Origin of the sequence: Lysobacter enzymogenes, from assembly GCF_017355525.1 — a bacterium.
GTDB lineage: Bacteria > Pseudomonadota > Gammaproteobacteria > Xanthomonadales > Xanthomonadaceae > Lysobacter > Lysobacter enzymogenes_C.
This window is the reverse complement of sequence record NZ_CP067395.1, coordinates 1,188,557-1,206,230: the sequence shown is the minus strand read 5'-3', so window position 1 is coordinate 1,206,230 and position 17,674 is coordinate 1,188,557. Positions and strand designations below refer to the sequence as shown.

General features: G+C 69.3%; 9 protein-coding genes. 4 read left to right on the top strand and 5 right to left on the bottom strand.

Translation table 11 applies throughout. From position 1 onward, the window contains the following. Nucleotides 1-5: 5 nt before the first annotated feature. From JHW38_RS04755 to JHW38_RS04745, 3 genes are all read right to left on the bottom strand, one after another. Complete coding sequence (locus tag JHW38_RS04755) at nucleotides 6-896, bottom strand: S1 family peptidase (RefSeq protein WP_207524872.1); 891 nt, start codon at nucleotides 894-896, stop codon at nucleotides 6-8. A gap of 342 nt (nucleotides 897-1,238) precedes the next feature. Beyond that, entirely contained in the window at nucleotides 1,239-3,146 is a 1,908-nt protein-coding gene (locus tag JHW38_RS04750) for a M4 family metallopeptidase (protein ID WP_207524871.1), read from the bottom strand. 792 nt (nucleotides 3,147-3,938) lie between these two features. Next, nucleotides 3,939-5,489 carry a M4 family metallopeptidase gene (locus JHW38_RS04745; RefSeq protein ID WP_207524870.1) on the bottom strand — a complete coding sequence of 517 codons (1,551 nt, stop codon included), beginning with the start codon at nucleotides 5,487-5,489 and terminating at the stop codon, nucleotides 3,939-3,941. Between the two features lie 850 nt (nucleotides 5,490-6,339). Here JHW38_RS04745 and JHW38_RS04740 point away from each other — a divergent pair. The 4 genes from JHW38_RS04740 to pbpC all read left to right on the top strand — a co-directional run bounded on the left by JHW38_RS04740 (nucleotide 6,340) and on the right by pbpC (nucleotide 16,238). Then, nucleotides 6,340-11,244 carry an alpha-2-macroglobulin family protein gene (locus JHW38_RS04740; protein WP_242691358.1) on the top strand — a complete coding sequence of 1,635 codons (4,905 nt, stop codon included), beginning with the start codon at nucleotides 6,340-6,342 and terminating at the stop codon, nucleotides 11,242-11,244. Nucleotides 11,245-11,282: 38 nt separating this feature from the next. Then, on the top strand, nucleotides 11,283-12,302 hold the full coding sequence (locus JHW38_RS04735) for a hypothetical protein (RefSeq protein WP_207524869.1): 1,020 nt from the start codon (nucleotides 11,283-11,285) through the stop codon (nucleotides 12,300-12,302). Nucleotides 12,303-12,415: 113 nt separating this feature from the next. Beyond that, nucleotides 12,416-13,501, top strand: a complete 1,086-nt coding sequence (locus JHW38_RS04730; RefSeq protein WP_207524868.1) for a hypothetical protein — start codon at nucleotides 12,416-12,418, stop codon at nucleotides 13,499-13,501. A 340-nt stretch (nucleotides 13,502-13,841) separates the two neighbouring features. After that, on the top strand, nucleotides 13,842-16,238 hold the full coding sequence (pbpC, locus tag JHW38_RS04725; RefSeq protein ID WP_207524867.1) for a penicillin-binding protein 1C: 2,397 nt from the start codon (nucleotides 13,842-13,844) through the stop codon (nucleotides 16,236-16,238). A gap of 243 nt (nucleotides 16,239-16,481) precedes the next feature. Here the strand turns inward: pbpC and JHW38_RS04720 are convergent, their stop codons facing one another. Continuing rightward, the gene (locus tag JHW38_RS04720) at nucleotides 16,482-16,814 is read right to left on the bottom strand and encodes a hypothetical protein (protein ID WP_207524866.1); all 333 of its coding nucleotides are present in this window, start codon (nucleotides 16,812-16,814) and stop codon (nucleotides 16,482-16,484) included. 46 nt (nucleotides 16,815-16,860) lie between these two features. Beyond that, nucleotides 16,861-17,622, bottom strand: a complete 762-nt coding sequence (locus JHW38_RS04715) for a hypothetical protein (RefSeq protein ID WP_207524865.1) — start codon at nucleotides 17,620-17,622, stop codon at nucleotides 16,861-16,863. Nucleotides 17,623-17,674 lie beyond the last annotated feature (52 nt).

Sequence of the window (17,674 nt, the reverse complement as noted above, 5' to 3'; positions counted from 1 at the left end):
CGCCGTCACTTCGCCTTGCCGAGCTTCACGCCCTTCGCGGCGGGATTGGCGATGAAGGCCGAGATCTCCTCGTTGGCCACGCGGGTGAAGATGCCCGGATAACCGGTCGCGCCGCAGCCGGCGCCGCGGCTGACCACGCCGACCTGGAGGAAGTTCTTGCTGCCGGGCAGGGCCACGAACAGCGGGCCGCCGGAATCGCCCTGGCAGGCGTCCTTGCCGGTGCGGCCGGCGCACAGGTCCAGCGCCTGCGAGGCGAGCATGCCGGTGCCGCGGTAGGCGTATTCGCATTCGGCGTACGACACCACCGGCAGCTGCACTTCCTGCAGGCGGTTGGGCTGGTTCACGCCGTTGCCGCCGGGCGGGAACGGATTTTGCTGGATGGTGTTGCCCCAGCCGATGTTGGTCAGCTGCGTGCCGGGACGTTCGAGCGCATCGGTGCCGGCGGTGACCAGCGCGACCGGCTTGATCTTGGTGATCGGCGCCTTCAGCTCCAGGATCGCCACATCGTAGCCGCCGTCGCCGGCGAGGTACTTGGGATGCACATAGGCCGCGGCGACTTCGGCCTTGATGCCTTGCGCCTCGTTCTTCAGCGCGGTGCGGCCGGCGATCACCGTGTACTGCGCGGCGTCGAAGCCGACGCAGTGCGCCGCGGTCAGCACCAGCCACGGCGAAATCAGCGAACCGCCGCACCAGTGGTTGTCGTAGGCGTTGTCGCCGCCGAGCAGCTTGAGCTGCACGGTGACCATGAACGGGTACTTGCCGTTGCCGACGTCGATGCCGCCGATGATCTGCGGGCGGACGATGTCGCCGGCGTCTTTTTGCGCCGCTTGCGCCGAAGCGCTCAATCCGGCCAGCGCCAGGACGGTGGCCAGGCCGATGCAGTGCGAAGCTTTCATGGGGTGATGCTCCTTGGTGGCGAATTGCAGGAACGAGCCGTCCCGCTCCGTCGCGCGTACGCGACAGATCGATTGCCGGCCGGGAAGCCGTGCGCGCGCGATGCGGGACGTGGGGGCGGACGCGCGGGCCGCACACCACAGATACCGCCGCGCGCAGCGCGAAGGCGCGCGGCGAACGCCGCGTTCGCGCCGCGTTGTGCTTATCCGATTCCAGAACACAATTCGATTACATCGCCTGCATGCGCCGTGCACGCCGCGCGCAAACGAAAAAACCCCGGCCGAAGCCGGGGTTTTTCAGAACCATGAACGGTCCTCGACGCATCCTTGCGCTGGTTCAAGCGATCAGAACGTGATGCTCCACTTGTCGATGCGGCCGGTGTCCGCATTGGCGTTGTCGTTCACCCGCAGCTTCCAGGTGCCGTTGAGCGGTTCGCTGGAGAGGTTGAAGGTGTACGTGCCGACGATGTTGTCGGCGCTGCCGCCCGAACGGTTGCTGATGTTGTACAGCGAGCCGTCCGGCGCGACCAGGTCGACCTTCAGGTCGCCGCGGTAGGTGTGGATGATGTTGACCGAGACCTGCGCGTTGGTCGGCGCGTTGCCGGTACGGCCGGAGACCGTGATCGGGCTGTCGACCGTGGCGTTGTCGTTGATCGCGTAGTCGGTTTCGTTGGTGTAGGTCTGGCCGCCCGGGCCAGGGCCGCCGCCGGGGCAGTCCACGCCGACCTGCAGGAACGCATCGGACACGTCGGCCAGAGTGAAGCCCAGGTCGGTGGCCGCCTGTTCGACGCCGCAGGCGCCCTGGTTGAAGTCGGTGCTCGGAGTCCAGTAGTCCTTGTTGGCCTTGGCGAACACCTTGAACGCCTTGACCGTGCCCCAGCCCGACTTCTGCGCGAGCAGGTAGAACGCCTTGTTGTACACGCCCGAGGAGTAGTGCACGTCCAGGCCGTTGTAGTAGTCGGCGGCGTTGCCGATCGACTGGCCGTCCTGCGGCGGGTTGGCCATGTAGCGCAGCGCGCCGGTGCCCTTGAAGATCTGCGCGCCGACCAGGAAGTCGTTGGTGCCGCGCATGTAGAACTCGGCGGCTTCGCCGGCGATGTCCGAGTAGGCTTCGTTGATGCCGCCGGACTGGCCGGAGTACACCAGGCCCGACTGCTGTTCGGTGAAGCCGTGCGAGACCTCGTGCGCGGCGACGTCGAGCGCGACCAGCGGATAGAACGTGGTGCGGCCGTCGCCGAAGGTCATGGCCGAGCCGTCCCAGAACGCGTTCTCGTAGTTGCTGCTGTAGTGCACGCGCATGCTCAGCTGGAAGGTCAGCGGCGGGGTGCCGACGTAGCTGTTGTACATGTCGAACACGACATGGCCGAAGTAGTGCGCGTCGTTCAGCGGCGAGAACGCGCCGTTGATGGTCTTGACCGTGTTGCGCGGGCAGGTGTACGAGAACGCCGTCGTGCCGCTGGTGCCTCCGTTGAGGTTCACCGTCTTCACGTTGGTGTTGTTCATCGTGCAGGTGCTGCCGCTCTGGGTCACGTCGTTGAACCCGAAGTCGGTGCCGTACTCGTACTGGCCGGTCTTCTGGTTGCCGCCGGGGCCGGTGCCGACCAGGGCGTGGTTCAGGCCGTCCCACTGCTTGAGCACCTTGCCGCTGTTGGCGTCGACGATCACGAACGGACGCATCGGCGAGCCGCCCTGCGGGGCGTCGGCGAAGTAGTTGACGACATAGGCGACGTGGGCCTTGCCGGCGTCGTCGACGTAGATCATCTGCTGGCTGCTTTCGTTGCGCACCTGCAGCGAGCCGGCGCTCTTGCCCATGCCCGCGGCCTTGGCCACGCTCAGCGCCTGGGCGCTGTCGAACTTGGCCTTCAGGCCGGCCGGCAGTTCCGCGGCGAGGCCGGCGACCGAGCGGCCGAACAGCGCGCGCACGTTGCCCTTGGCGTCTTCGCGCACGACCACGTGCTCGCCGAACACGGCCAGGCCGTTGTAGGTCTGCTGATAGCGGTAGTTGCGCGAGCCGTCGGCGTCGACGCTGCTCTTGAGCAGCTTCAGCGAGGACTGGGCGTCGAGCGCGATCAGTTCCGCGTGACGCACGTTGGCCTTGGCGGCGGCGCCGGACTTGGCCGCGACGGCCTGGTACTGCTGGTTGAGCTTGGCGACGTCCACGCTGTGCAGGTCGACGCGTTGGGCGGCGCCGGCGGCGCCGGCGACGAGGGCGAGCGACAGGGCGAAGGACAGGGCCGATACGTTGCGATTCACTGGTATTACCCCCAAACGAGTTATGGATGGTGGCCGCGTTCGCGGCCGGCTCTCAGTGCTCGTGCAATCCGCTCCCCCGTAGCCCGCGGCAGCGCTCTCGGACGATCCGTGCCGCGAGGGCGCGTGCGTTGCCGGACTTCGTGCGGATACCGCGATGGCGCCACGCGGCGGAGGGACGCTAGGGGCGGGGCAAAAAAACCGTCAACGCGGGTTGCGCAGTTCACAGTGCGAATGCGACGTGCGCGGGCGTGCCGGCGACACGGTTTCTGCTGAAAGCATTGCGCCGCCTCGGCTGCGGCGCGAGGTCGCGAAATCGGGCTTCGAAACATCGGCGTAATAATGTTTCACCGATATTGCTGCGATGCAGCAGGATATTGCGGGTCGGGGTAGGGTGTTTCGGCGCGTCGCGCGTTCAATTACTGTGACTGCGGTCGGATGGAAGCGCTTGCAGCCGCAAACCCGCGCCGCAGCTGGGTTTCGCCGCAGTCGTATGGATTTCTCAGTTTCCTTTTCCCGGATTATGTCCACTGGCTGGTGTGACCCGTGCACGCACGGTTCTGCTCGGCCCATTGCAATACCCGATCATTATGTTTCTTCATGAGTCCGGGCGCAGTGCGGAAACAGGAACGGCGCCTCATATCGTCGCCGGATAACGCGACGTCGCGTGCCGGCCTCGCTGCGGTTTTTTGCCGGAGGCGAAAATCCGAAAAAAAACCCCGGCCGGGGCCGGGGTCGCCAATAGCGTACGAGGCCGGCGCGGCCGTGGCCGCGCCGGCGCTGCGGTCGCAGCGCTTACTGCGCGTTCACGCCGACCTGACTGAAGGCGTTGATGACGTCGGCGGAGCTGTAGCCCAGGTCCGCGGCCGCCTGGCGCACGCCCTGGCCGCCCTGGTTGAAGTTGGTGCTCGGGGTCCAGTAGTCCTTGTTGGCCTTGGCGAAGGCCTTGAACGCCTTGACCGTGCCCCAGTTCGGCTTCTTGGCCAGGATGTAGAAGGCCTTGTTGAACACGCCCGAGGAGTAGTGCACGTCGAGGCCGTTGGTGTAGTTGCTGGCATGGCCGATCGAACGGCCGTCGCGGGTCGGGTCGTCGAAATAGCGCAGCGCGCGGCCGGAGGCCTTGAAGATGTCGGCGCCGACCAGGAAGTCGTTGCTGCCGCGCGAATAGAACTCGGCGGCTTCGCCGGCGATGTCGGAGTACGACTCGTTGATGCCGCCGGACTGGCCGGAATAGATCAGGCCCGACTGCTGCTCGGTGTAGCCGTGCGAAGCCTCGTGCGCGACCACGTCGAGCGAGACCAGCGGATAGAACGTGGTCGCGCCGTCGCCGAAGGTCAGCGCGCGGCCGTCCCAGAACGCGTTTTCGTAGTTGCGGCTGTAGTGCACGCGCAGGGTCAGCTGGAAGGTCAGCGGCGACAGGCCGACGTAGGCCTGGTAGGTGTCGAACACCACCTTGCCGAAGTAGTGCGCGTCGTTGAGCGGCGAGTAGGCGCCGTTGATCGTCTTCACCGTATTGCGCGGGCCGGTATAGGAATAGGCGGTCGAACCGCTGGTGCCGTGGTTGAGGTTCACCGTCTTCACGTTGGTGGTGTTGAAGGTGTAGGTGCTGCCGCTCTGGGCGACGTCGAGGAACGGGCGGCCGCCGCTGCCGTACTCGTACTGGCCGATCTTCTGGTTGCCGCCGGGGCCGGTGCCGACCTGGGCGTGGTTGAGGCCGTCCCACTGCTTGAGGATCTTGCCGCTGGACGCGTCGACGATCGCGAACGGACGGCTCGGCTCGCCGCCGGCGGCCGAATCGGAGACGAAGTCGACGGCATAGGCCAGACGCGCCTGGCCGGCGTCGTCGATGAAGATCACCTTGCGGCTGTTCTCGTTGCGGGTCTGCAGCGCGACCGCGCGCTTGCCGTGCGCGGCGGCCTTGGCCAGGCCGAGCGCCTGGCTCGCGCTGAGCTTGGCGTCGAGCTTGGGCAGGTCGGCCTTGATCCCGGCGACCGAGCGGCCGAACAGCGCGCGCACGTTGCCTTGCGCGTCTTCGCGCACGACCACGTGCTCGCCGAACACGGCGACGCCCTGGTAGGTCTGCTGATAGCGGTAGTTGCGCGAGCCGTCGGCGTCGACGCTGCTCTTGATCTGGCTCAGCGCCGAGTCGGTGTCGAGCGCGATCACTTCGGCGTGGCGCGCGTCGGCCTTGGCGACCGCGCCGGACTTGGCGGTGGCGGCCTGGTACTGGCGGTTGAGCTTGGCCACGTCGACGCTGTGCAGATCGATCACCTGGGCCGCGTCGGCGGCGCCGCCGGCGAGGGCCAGCGAGAGAGCGAGGGACAATACCGATACGTTGCGATTCATGGGAAAGGCTCCGGAGGTGAGGGAGAAAGCGAAGGCCGTGTCCGCGCGGTTTGCGCGGCTGCCGCGGCGTGTCGGTGCGGCGGGATCGACGCTAGGCAGGCGGGTCGGGACGGGCAACGCGCCGTGCCGCGGTCACATCGCGAACGCGATGCCTTTCGGGGCGGTTTTCGCGCTGGTTTCGGTCGAAACCGTTGCTGCGCGCGGAATGTGTAAATCCCGGATTCCAAAGGAGAAATATTGAAACAAGTAATAATGTTTCAATAATTATGTTGCGGTGCAGCATAAGATTGGAGCCTGGGCGAGGCTGCTTGCGCTGGATTGGGCGCCGATTATGTGATGTGGATTGCGTTTGGGTTTCGCGCGCCGATTTAATGGCGGATTTTCGAGCGATTTAATTGGGTCCGGATAACGGGGTTATCGTCGGGTCAATACCCGGTTGTGACGGTTTCTGCGCCGGTTTTGAGCCGGCGGCGGGCATTATCGGAACGCGGCGGCTTACATAACCTTTGCTCATGGCGGCGGGCATGAGGCGGAAACCGGCGCGGGCGCACAGATCGCCGTGGCGGCGGCGCCTGCAGGGACGGCGCGGGCCGCGACCACGAAGTCGCGGGGTTGCATTCTTGCGGCGCGACCGTGCGACTTCGTGGTCGCGGCTCGCGCCGCTCCTACAGGGGGCGCATCGCCGCAACGGCGCTCACATGCGGCCTTCCGTTGCGATTACCGCTTGCGTGCGCTCGTTCTATACTGCGTCGCAGTTTCCGGAGAGAACCGCATGATGCGAACGAAGCCCTTGGACGGAGCCGCGGAAGGAGTCCGCCTCTCGAAGCCCGCACCGCATTGGCGGCCCGGCCTGTTGCGCGCCGCGGCGGCGGTGCTGATCGCGGCCACCGCGCTGGTCGCCGGCTGCAAGCGCGACGGCGGCGGCCAGCTGCCGCAGGCCAGCGGCGAGGCCATCGTGGTCAAGCGCGAAGCGGTCAAGGGTTTCGCCCTGGTCGCCGCGTATCCGGATCAGAAGCGCGGCGACGAACTCGCCATCGCCCTGGAATTCAGCCAGCCGCTGGTCGGCACCCAGGACTTCGACCAGTGGCTGGCGGTGACCGACAAGAACGGCGCCCCGGTCGAAGGCAGCTGGGTGCTCGACGACGGCGGCAAGATCCTGCGCTTCCCGCACGTGGAAGCGAGCAAGGACTACACCGTCGCGATCAAGCCCGGCCTGACCGCCGCGGCCGGCGACCGCATCGCCGAGGCGATCGTCAAGCAGGTCTACACCGGCCCGCTGGAGCCCGTGGTCGGCTTCGCCTCGCAGGGCAGCGTGCTGCCGGCGCGCGACAGCCGCGGCCTGCCGGTGGTGTCGATCAACGTGTCCGAAGTCGATGTCGAATTCCTGCGGGTCAAGGACAAGGAACTGCCGAAGTTCTTCGCCGAGTACCAGCGCGGCGGGCGCAAGGGCAGTTGGGAGCTGGAACGCGACTGGGACGACAAGAAGCCGCTGTCGAAGCTGGCCGAGCCGGTCTACGTCAACCGCTTCGTGCTCGGCGGCAAGCCCAACGAGCGCGTGCTGACCTACTTGCCGCTGCAGGAGATCAAGGAGCTGCAGAAGCCCGGCCTGTATTTCGCGGTGATGAAGCGCGCCGGCCAGTTCAAGGACGAGTTCGAGACCGCGTTCTTCACCGTCAGCGACCTCGGCCTGCACGCGCGCGCCTACAAGGACAAGCTGTTCGTGCACGTGGCCTCGCTGGAGAAAGGCGAGGCGGTCGGCGGGGTCGAGCTCAAGGTCATCGGCGCCGACGGCGAGCTGACGCTCAAGGGCGAGACCGACGGCAACGGCAACGCGCTGCTGAACTACAAGCTCGACGCGGCCCAGGTGCTGATCGCGAGCAAGGGCAGCGACGTGTCGATGCTGCCGTTCAACCAGCCCGCGCTGGATCTTTCCGAGTTCGCCGTGGCCGGGCGCGAGCAGGCCTGGTTCGACGTGTTCGCGTGGTCCGGCCGCGACCTGTACCGCCCCGGCGAAACCGTGCGCCTGTCGGCGCTGCTGCGCGACCAGGACGGCAAGCCCGTCGACACCAAGGGCAAGGCGTTGCAGCCGGTGTTCCTGCGCTATGTGCAGCCCGACGGCAAGACTTTCCTGGAAACCCGCCTGCAGCCCGATGCGCAGGGCTATGTGCGCCATGCGCAGCTGATTCCCGCCGACGCCGCGACCGGCCGCTGGCGGGTCGAATTCCGCACCGATCCGGCCAGCAAGGAAGCGGTGCAGGGCATGACCCTGCGGATCGAGGAGTTCCTGCCCGAGCGGCTCAAGCTCGACCTCGACGCGCCGGCGGTGCTGCGTCCGGGCCAGCCGTTCAAGCTCGGCGTGCAGGCGGCGTATCTGTACGGCGCGCCGGCCGCGGGCAACCGCTTCACCGCCAAGATGACGGTGGCGGTGGAGCAGCATCCGCTGGAGCAGATGCCGGGTTACTTCTTCGGCGATCCGACCCTGAGCCTGCCGAAGGAAGCCAAGGACGTCGTCGACGCCACGCTCGACGACGCCGGCAAGCTGGCGCAGGACATCGCCCTGCCGGACGAGGCCAAGCCGGTCAGCACGATCGCCGCGATCGTCACCGGCAGCGTGTTCGAGTCCGGCGGCCGCAGCGTCAACCGCAGCGTCAAGCGGGTGCTGTGGCCGGCCGACGCGCTGGTCGGCGTGCGCCCGCTGTTCGACGACAAGGACGGCGCCGACAGCAACGCCACGGTCGGCTTCGAACTGATGCGCGTGGGCAGCGACGGCAAGCCGCGCCCGGCCAGCGGCGTGCGCGCCACCCTGGTGCGCGAACGCCGCGATTACCACTGGAACTACGGCGAGGAGGGCGGCTGGAAGTACGACTTCACCCGCCGCTTCGAGGACGTGGAAACGCGCAACGTCGACCTCGGCGCGAACGCGGCCAAGCTCAGCTTCCAGGTCGAGTGGGGCGAGTACCGCCTCGACGTGTTCGACCCGCAGACCAAGATCACCACGCGCTATCCGTTCCGCGCCGGCTGGAGCTGGGACGACCAGAACCGCGGCCTCGACGCGCGTCCCGACAAGGTCAAGCTCGCGCTCGACAAGACTTCGTACAAGTCCGGCGACACGCTCGAAGTGACGGTGACGCCGCCGCACGAGGGCCCGGGCCTGCTGATGGTCGAGACCGACCGCATGGTCTACGTGCAGGCGATCACCGCCAAGGCCGGCAGCAAGTTCAAGATTCCGGTCACCGACGCCTGGGAGCGCCACGACGTCTACGTCACCGCGCTGGTGTTCCGCGGCGGCAGCGCGCCGAGCAAGATCACGCCCGCGCGCGCGGTCGGCGTGGCGTTCGTGCCGATGGACCGGCGCGAGCGCAAGGTCGCGGTCGGCGTCAACGTGCCCAAGCTGATGAAGCCCGAGCAGGACCTGCCGGTGACCGTCAGCGCACCGCAACTGGCCGGCAAGGACGCTTACGTCACCGTCTCGGCGGTCGATGTCGGCATCCTCAACATCACCCGTTTCGCGGTGCCCGACGCGGCCGCGCATTTCTTCGCCCAGCGCCGCCTCGGCGTCGACGCGTACGACGTGTACGGCCGGGTCATCGAGAGCTTCGACGGCGAGACCGCCAAGATCCGCTTCGGCGGCGACATGGCCTTGCAGGCCTTGCCGCAGGCGCGCCGGCCGACCGCGCGGGTGCAGACGGTCGACCTGTTCGCAGGCCCGGTGAAGCTCGACGCGCAAGGCAACGCGCGGATCAAGCTGGCGGTGCCGGACTTCAACGGCACCTTGCGCGTTTCCGCGCTGGTCTACTCCGGCGGCAGCTACGGCAACCGCGACGCCGAGACCATCGTGCGCGCGCCGGTGCTGGCCGAGGCGAGCACGCCGCGGGTGCTGGCGCCGGGCGACAAGAGCAGCGTGACCCTCGACGTGCAGAACTTCACCGGCAAGGCCGGCGAGTTCGCGGTCAAGGTCGAAGGCATCGGCCCGCTGTCGCTCGACGGCGGCGAGCACACGTTGAACCTCGGCGTGGAAGCCAAGAAGACCCTGACCTTCCCGGTGACCGCGCGCGAGGGCTACACCGTCGCGCAGGTGCGGGTGCGGGTCGACGGCAACGGCTACAAGGTCGACCGCCGCTACGACCTGCCGGTGCGTCCGGCGTGGCCGGCGGTGCTGCGCTCGCGCACCCGCGTGCTCGACCAGCTCGGCGCGATCCAGCTCGGCAGCGATTTCGCCGAGGGGCTGATGCCGGATTCGGTCAGCGCGCGCATGGTGGTCAGCGCGTTGCCGCCGATTCCGTTCGCCAGCGCGCTGCAAGGCGCGCTGGAATATCCGTACGGCTGCGCCGAGCAGACCACGAGCAAGGGCTATGCCGCGCTCGAACTCGACGAGGCCACGGCCAAGATGCTCGGGGTCAAGGGCATCGACGCCAAGCAGCGGCGCGCGCGCATGGAAGGCGCGTTCGGCCGGCTCGCGGCGATGCAGATCGCCTCGGGGCATTTCTCGATGTGGGGCGACGGCGACTACGTCAATCCGGCGCTGACCCCGTACGTGGTCGAGTTCCTGCTCGACGCGCGCGACGGCGGCTTCGCCGTGCCCGAGGCGATGTTGCAGAAGGCGCTCAAGGCGCTCGGCGAGGACTTGCTGTCGGGCAACGCCTCGTTCTACGGCTACGACCGCCGCGAACACCTCAAGTTCGCCTATCAGGCGCATGCCGGCTACGTGCTGGCGCGGGTCAACCGCGCTCCGCTCGGCACCCTGCGCGCGCTGTACGACAACGACCGCAAGCAGAGCCTGACCGGCCTGCCGCTGGTGCACCTGGGCCTGGCCTTGAGCCTGCAGGGCGACAAGGCGCGCGGTTCCAAGGCGATCAAGGAAGGCTTCGCCCGCGATTCCTCGCAGCGTCCCGAGTACCTCGGCGACTACGGCAGCCGCCTGCGCGACGACGCGCTGATGATCGCGCTGGTGCACGAGCACAAGCTGTCGCAGCCCGAGTACGACGCGCGCGCGGTGGCGATGGGCCGCGACCTCGACGCGCGCCGCAACAGCGGCTGGCTGTACCTGAGCACGCAGGAGCAGGTCGCGCTGGCGCGGCTCGGCAAGGCGCTGATGGCCGACCAGGGCAAGCAGCTGTCGGGCCGCTGGACCGTCGCCGGCGGCGCCACCGACGCCGAGCCGGCCAAGCTGATCGGCGGCGCCTTCGACTTCGCCCAGCTCGCCGCGGGCGTCAGCTTCGCGCCGAACGGGCCGACCCCGTTGTACGCCAGCTTCGAAGTCGCCGGCGTGCCGCGGACGCCGCCGGCCGCGGACGGCTCCCGGATCGAGGTGACGCGCAAGTACTACACCACCGAAGGCAAGGACTGGTCCGGCGGCAGCCTGGTCGAGGGCGAGGCGCTGATCGTGCAGGTCGCGATCAAGGCGCGCAGCGCGATGCCCGATGCGCTGCTGACCGATCTGCTGCCGGCCGGCCTGGAGATCGAGAACTTCAATCTCGGCGACGCCAAGCAGTGGGCCGGCGTGGTGGTCGACGGGATCGAGATCTCCGAGCGCTCCAGCGCCGCCGACGTCAAGCACGAGGAGTTCCGCGACGACCGCTACGTCGCCGCGCTCAAGCTCGACGAAGGCCGCACCGCGCGGGTGTTCTATCTCGTGCGCGCGGTGACGCCGGGTACTTACACGGTGCCGCCGTCGCTGGTGGAAGACATGTACCGTCCGGAGCTGCGCGGCGTCGGCAAGGCCGCGCCGGCGAGCCTGACGGTGCGTCAGCCGTGACCGCGGCGAAGCGGGCGGGAGGCGTCGCGCTTCCCGCCGTGGCCGGCGTCGCGCTGTGCGCGGCGCTGTTGGCGGCGGCGCCCGGGTGCAAGCGCAAGGGCGCGTCGACCAGTTCGGAAGCGGCGGCAGCGTCGGTCGCGCCGGCGCCGTCGCCGGCCACCGATCCGGCGTTGAACTGGGGCGGCACCACGCCGCACGACAAGCCGCCGCTGCCCGATCCCTTGATCGCGCAGGCCGAGGCGGTCATGCGCAAGGCCGATCCGAAATTCGACAAGTTCGAGGTCAACTACTTCACCGGCGATCTCGACCGCGACGGCCGCGACGATGTCGTGATCGAATACGGCATCGGCGACGAAGGCGCGATGCGTCACGTCGCCAAAACGGTGCGGGTGCTGCTGGCGCGCGACGGCGGCCTGCAGCTGCAGGCCGACCAGACCGACAAGTTCGAAGACTGCCCGGCGGTGCGCGAGATCCGCGACGGCCGCTTGTGGGCCGACGGCCTGGAAGCGTGCATGCTGCCGTTCCCGCGCACCTTGAACTACTACCAGTTCGAATGGCGCGACGGCGCGCTGGTGCGGGTGTCGACCGAGGATGCGCGGCAGCGGGTGCTGTCGCGCCTGCGGGCGATGCGCGAGTCGATCGAGGCAGGCAAGCTGTCGGCCCTGGACGCCAACCTGCGACCGGGCCCGCCGATCCGCGGCGAAGCCGCGCCGGCGCCCGACCCGGTCTTCGCCGACGCCGATCGGCGTCGCGCTTTCGCCGATGCGGTCGGCCTCTTGAGCCACCTCGAATTGAAGCGGCTCGATCCTCACGAGAGCGTCGTCAGCTTCGTCAAACCGCGCGGCGCCGACGCCGGCGAGCGCAAGCTGCTCATCGACACCGCGCCCGACGACGCGACCGTCGAGATCGACGGCTACACCTACGTGGTCGACGCGCGCGCGACCGTGGAATGGCCGGAAGGCGACGGCGTCGGCTATCACCTGCGTTGGCGCCTGATCGACGGCGAGCTGTATCTGGAAGAAGCCGACGCGCACGACCTCGACGGCCTGGAAAGCTGAGCGCGCCGCGCCCGCGCCGGCCGCGACGGCGGCCGCGCCCCCATCCGACCGAAGCTTCGGTCACGACCTTCGACCGGCCCCCGCCGGTCGCGAACACCCGCAAGGAGCGATAGATGCGTTACACCCGACTGTCCGCCGCGTTGCTGATCGGCCTGAGCCTGGCCGCGTGCAAGGCCGGCGACCCGTCCGCCGGCGAGGCGCCGGCCGCCCAGGCCGCGGCACCTGCCGCTGCGGCGCCGGCCAAACCCGCCGCCGATCCCAAGCAGACCGCCGAAGCCGCGTTCGCCGCCTTGCGCAAGCGCGTGCCGGATTTCGAACGCCTGGGCTATGAACACTTGGTCGGCGACCTCGACGGCGACGGCGTCGACGATGTCGTGGTCGCGTACGGCGAAGGCACGCCCGACGCGCAGATGGCGACGCTGAAGAAATGGGCGGCGATCCTCAGCCGCGCCGATGGCCCGCTGCTGCTGCCGGCCGCCGACACGGCCGACGACTGCGTGTACCTCGACAAGATCGCGCAAGGCAAGTTGTATCTGCAGGTGCCCGACATCTGCACCGCCGCGCGGCCCAAGACCCGCGAATACCTGACCTACGCCTGGAACGGCAAGACCCTGGCCAAGGTCGCCAGCGAAAGCGCCGACGCGCGCGTGCGCCAGCGCCTGGGCGCGCTCGCCGACGCGTTCGCGCGCAAGGACCGCAAGGCGATCCTGGACTTGTTCAAGTTCCCGATCCCGCTCGGCCAGGTGCCGGCGGTCGGCACGCCGCTCGGCGACGAGGCCGAGCGCAACGGCGACCGCATCGACCGGGCGATGGCCGAACGTCGCTTCCAGGACCTGTTCCCGGACCAGCGCGTGGCCGACTACGCGCTGCTGCTCGGTCAGGTGCGCGCGCTCGAACCCAAGCCCGACGACGAGGGCGGCGAAACCGCCTACGGCGAGCGCAAGCAGGGCGAGGAGACCGAGTGGTACGAACTGCGGATCGACTGGGATCCCGATGAGGATCGCGACGAGGACAACCAGGAACTGATCCAGGCGCGGATCGAAATCAGCGGCGGCATCGGCAAGGACGTCAAGGCGCAGGCGCGTACCCTCGGCGAGGTGCTGGAGCGCGAAAAGGCCAGCCGCCGCGTCTACGAGGAAATGCGCTTGTTCCTGATCGACGGCGAACTGCGGATCCAGTTGCCGAACGGCGCGGGCTGACGCGGCGAAGCCTGAGGGCGAACCGTGATGGGAGGGACCGAAGTCCCTCCCACAGCAACCGGAGTTCCGGTGCCGGCTTGTGCGGGAAGGGCTTCAGCCCGACGCTTCCGGCTCAGGCCGCCGAATCGCCGCTGTTTCCAGGCAAGCTGAGCCAATAGCGCAGGGACTGAAGTCCTTCTCACATCCAACCGAAGTCCCGGTGCCGGCTCGTGTAGGAGGGACTTCAGGTCCGACGCTTTCGGCTCAGGTCGTCGCATCGCCGCAGCGTCCAGAACTTCCAGGCAAGCTGAGCCGAAAGCCCCGGGCCTGAAGTTCCTCCCACAACAAACCCTAAGCTTCGATGCCGTCCTCTTTCGCCGCCACCGCTGCAACGCCGCGCCGCCACCGCCTGCGCCGCGCCGGCCTGTGGGCGATCCTGGCGCTGGCTTCGCTGGCGACCGCGGCGATGCTGCTCGATCTGGCCTTCCCGCTGCCGTTGCCGCGCGCGCGCGACGCCGGCGCGGTGGTGGTCGCGCGCGACGGTACGCCGCTGCGCGCGTTCGCCGACCGCGACGGCGTGTGGCGCTATCCGGTCGATGCCGCGCAGGTGTCGCCGCTGTACCTGCAGGCGCTGTTGAACTACGAGGACCGCTGGTTCTGGCAGCACGCCGGCATCAATCCCTTGGCGATGGCGCGCGCCGCGGCGCAATGGCTGCGCAGCGGGCGCGTGGTCTCCGGCGGTTCGACCCTGACCATGCAGGTCGCGCGCATCCTCGACGCCGAGCCCGGCGAGCGCCGCCGCAGCCTGTGGGCCAAGAGCCGGCAGATGCTGCGCGCGCTGCAACTCGAAGCGCATCTGTCGAAGCCGCAGATCCTCGCCCTGTACCTCAACCGCGCGCCGTTCGGCGGCACCGTCGAGGGCGTGGAGGCGGCGAGTTGGGCTTACCTCGGCAAGCCGTCCTCGCGCCTGTCGCACGCCGAGGCGGCGCTGCTGACCGTGCTGCCGCAATCGCCGAGCCGCTTGCGTCCGGACCGCGAGCCCGAGCGCGCGCGCGTCGCCCGCGACAAGGTGCTCGCGCGCATGGCGCAGTTGGGCGTGTGGACGCGCGCGCAGGTCGCCGATGCGCGGGTCGAGCCGGTGGTCGCGCGCTCGCTGCAACCGCCGCGCTTCGCGCCGCTGCTGGCGCAGCGCCTGCGCTTCGCCAATCCGCGCGCCGGGCGGGTGGTCTCGACCATCGACCCGCAACTGCAGCGCACGCTCGAAGACCGCGTCGCCGCGTATTTCTCGACGTTGCCCGAACGCACTTCGGCGGCGCTGCTGGTGATCGACAACGCCAGCCTGGAAGCGCGCGCCTACGTCGGCTCGGTCAGCTTCGGCGATCCGGCGCGGCTCGGCCATGTCGACATGGTCCAGGCCTGGCGTTCGCCGGGCTCGACGCTCAAGCCGTTCCTGTACGGGCTGGCGATGGACGACGGGCTGATCCATTCGGAAAGCCTGTTCGTCGACGCGCCGCAATCCTTCGGCGGCTACCGGCCCGGCAACTTCGACACCGCGTTCAACGGGCCGGTCGGCGCGGCCAGCGCGCTGCGTCTGTCGCTGAACATTCCGGCGGTGGATCTGCTCGACCGGGTCGGGCCGGCGCGCTTCTCCGCGCGCCTGGCCCATGCCGGCATCGACCTGCAATGGCCGCGCGGCGCGCAGCCGAACCTGGCGATGATCCTCGGCGGCACCGGCGCGCGGCTGGAGGATCTGGTCGGCGCGTACGCGGCGTTCAACCGCGGCGGCATCGCCGGGCGGGTGCGCTATCAACTGGGCTCGCCGAAAACCGAACGTCGCTTGCTGTCGCCGGGCGCGGCATGGATCGTGCGCGAAATCCTCGAAGCCAACCCGCGCCCCGGCAGCGTGGAACAAACCTTCGACGCCGCCGGCCGCCCGCGCGTGGCCTGGAAGACCGGCACCAGCTACGGCTTCCGCGACGCCTGGGCGCTCGGCAGCACGCGCCGCTACACGGTCGGCGTGTGGGTCGGCCGCCCCGACGGCACCCCGTTGCCGGGCCAGTACGGCGCGGTGACCGCGTTGCCGCTGCTGTTCGAAACCATCGACAGCCTGCCGCGCCTGCGCGGCGACGCAGTGCCGCTGCCGCCGCCGGCGAGCGTGCGCCAGATCGAGGTGTGCTGGCCGCTGGGCCTGCCGCCGGACCCGGCCGAGCCGCAGCTGTGCCAGCGCCGTCGCGAGGCCTGGACGCTCGACGGTTCGGTGCCGCCGACCTTCGCCGAGCGCGATGCGCGGCTGTGGAGCGCCGGCGTCGAGCGCTTCGAGGTCGACGCGCGCAGCGGCCTGCGCCTGTCTGCCGAGTGCGCGCGCGAACACGTGCGCGTAGCGCGCGCGCTGGCGCGCTGGCCGGCGCTGGCCTCGCCGTGGCTGCCGGCCGACACGCGCCGGGCCTCGCGCCTGCCGCCGCTGTCGCCCGATTGCAGCGCCGACGGCCGCGACGCCGCCGAAGAACTGCGCATCGAAGGCATCGACGACCTGGCCACGCTGGCGCGCGCGCCCGGCAGCGCGACGCCGCTGCGCTTGTCGGTGCGCGCGCTCGGCAGCGACGCGCGGGTGCGCTGGCTGCTCGACGGACGCTGGATCGGCGAAAGCGACGGGCGCGGGCGGCTGGATTACGACTTCGGCGAACCGGGCGAGCACACGCTGACGGCGTTGGCCGATACCGGTGCGTGGTCGCGGGTGCGGTTCAAGGTATTGCGTTGAGCGGGTTTGGCGGGCGCCTTTGTCGCGCAACAGCCGATGCGGGAGAAACCTGGCGATAGCAGCGCTGGCCGTAGCGGCGCTTGAGAGAGGCAGCAGCTCCGGCGTTCTACCTGTAGGAGCGGCGCGAGCCGCGACCGCGACGACACAACTGCGCAGCAACCTTCGTCGTAGTCGCGTTGTCGCGGTCGCGGCTCGCGCCGCTCCTACAGTCGGCCGCCGCCGCGCTCGAATCATTCGGGCGAACTATTCCAGCGAATACGGCGGCGGTTCGATTTCCGCGCTCAGGCCGGCGCGCGCCAGCGCCTGCGCATACCGCTCGGCTTCGATCACCGTCAGCTCGACCAGCGCGCCGTCTTCGCGCAACGTGCGCAACACGTCGGCGGCGGCGCGTCCGCTTTCGGCGGCCAGGCACGCGGCCGCGCGCAGCGTATCGGCCGGATTGCGGTGCTGCGGCGCCAGCGACAAGCGATGGCGCATCGCGGCGATGCGCGCGAGATCCGGCCGGGTCGTGACCGCGGACAGGCCGCAATGCCCGCAGGTGACGATCAGGCTCAGGCCCTGCGTATGCGAACGCATCGCGTCGCGCGCGCGTTCGCAGAAGGTCTCGCAAGGTGTGCGGGCGTCAGTCACGCGCGGCGCGCAGCGCGGCGATCACGTCGCCGATGGAATCCGCGCCGGGCACGTACTGCGCGCCGACGAACCCGGCCGCGGTCGCCAGCACGGCGACGAGCAGGAACGGCACGGCGGTGCGGCGCAGCGCGGTCGCCAGCCAGTGCTGCGATTCGATCCGGCGCAGGCGCCGGTACAGGCCGCCGGCCAGGGTCACGTCGAGCAGCACCTCGGCCATCAGGCCGGGCGCCGACCACAGCGCGAACACGGTGGCCAGCACCGCGACGGCCAGCACCACGATCGCCGCCACGATCCAGCCGAACACGTCGGCATCGTCGAGCGAAGGCAAATCCAGTCCGCCGTCGCCGCCGGAACGCTGCGGCGACGAAGACCAGGACGAAGAAGACGAAGCGGACGAAGACGGCGCTTCGAAGCTGGCGTTGGCGCCGCCGCCGCCGCTGTGGCCGCCGCCGCCGTGCCAGCCCGATGAGGACGGGCCGTCGGAGGCGCCTTCGAAGTCGGGCGTGTCGAACTCGTCCTTGCGGCCGTGGCTGCGCGCCCAGGTCCACAGCAACAGCAGGAACGCCGCGTACGCGACGCAGGCGGCGAGGGGATAGCGCAGCGCCATGCCGCGCACGCCGGCCAGCAGCAGGCCGAACGAGGCGAGGAAACCCGCGGCGCCGGTCAGCAGCACGATCAGGCTCATCTGCAGGCGCGGCCAGTGGTCGCGTTCCAGGCGTTCGCGCAGCCGCGCGATTTCCATATCTCGGCTCATGGCGGGAGTCATAGCGCGCGCTGTGGCGGCGAGGCAAGCCGATGCGGCGTAG

Bases quoted from the DNA above. Each gene is read 5' to 3' on its own strand.
- JHW38_RS04755 (WP_207524872.1), bottom strand. From the start codon at position 896: ATGAAAGCTTCGCACTGCATCGGCCTGGCCACCGTCCTGGCGCTGGCC.
- JHW38_RS04745 (WP_207524870.1), bottom strand. From the start codon at position 5,489: ATGAATCGCAACGTATCGGTATTGTCCCTCGCTCTCTCGCTGGCCCTC.
- JHW38_RS04730 (WP_207524868.1), top strand. From the start codon at position 12,416: ATGCGTTACACCCGACTGTCCGCCGCGTTGCTGATCGGCCTGAGCCTG.
- pbpC (WP_207524867.1), top strand. From the start codon at position 13,842: ATGCCGTCCTCTTTCGCCGCCACCGCTGCAACGCCGCGCCGCCACCGC.
- JHW38_RS04720 (WP_207524866.1), bottom strand. From the start codon at position 16,814: ATGCGTTCGCATACGCAGGGCCTGAGCCTGATCGTCACCTGCGGGCAT.
- JHW38_RS04715 (WP_207524865.1), bottom strand. From the start codon at position 17,622: ATGAGCCGAGATATGGAAATCGCGCGGCTGCGCGAACGCCTGGAACGC.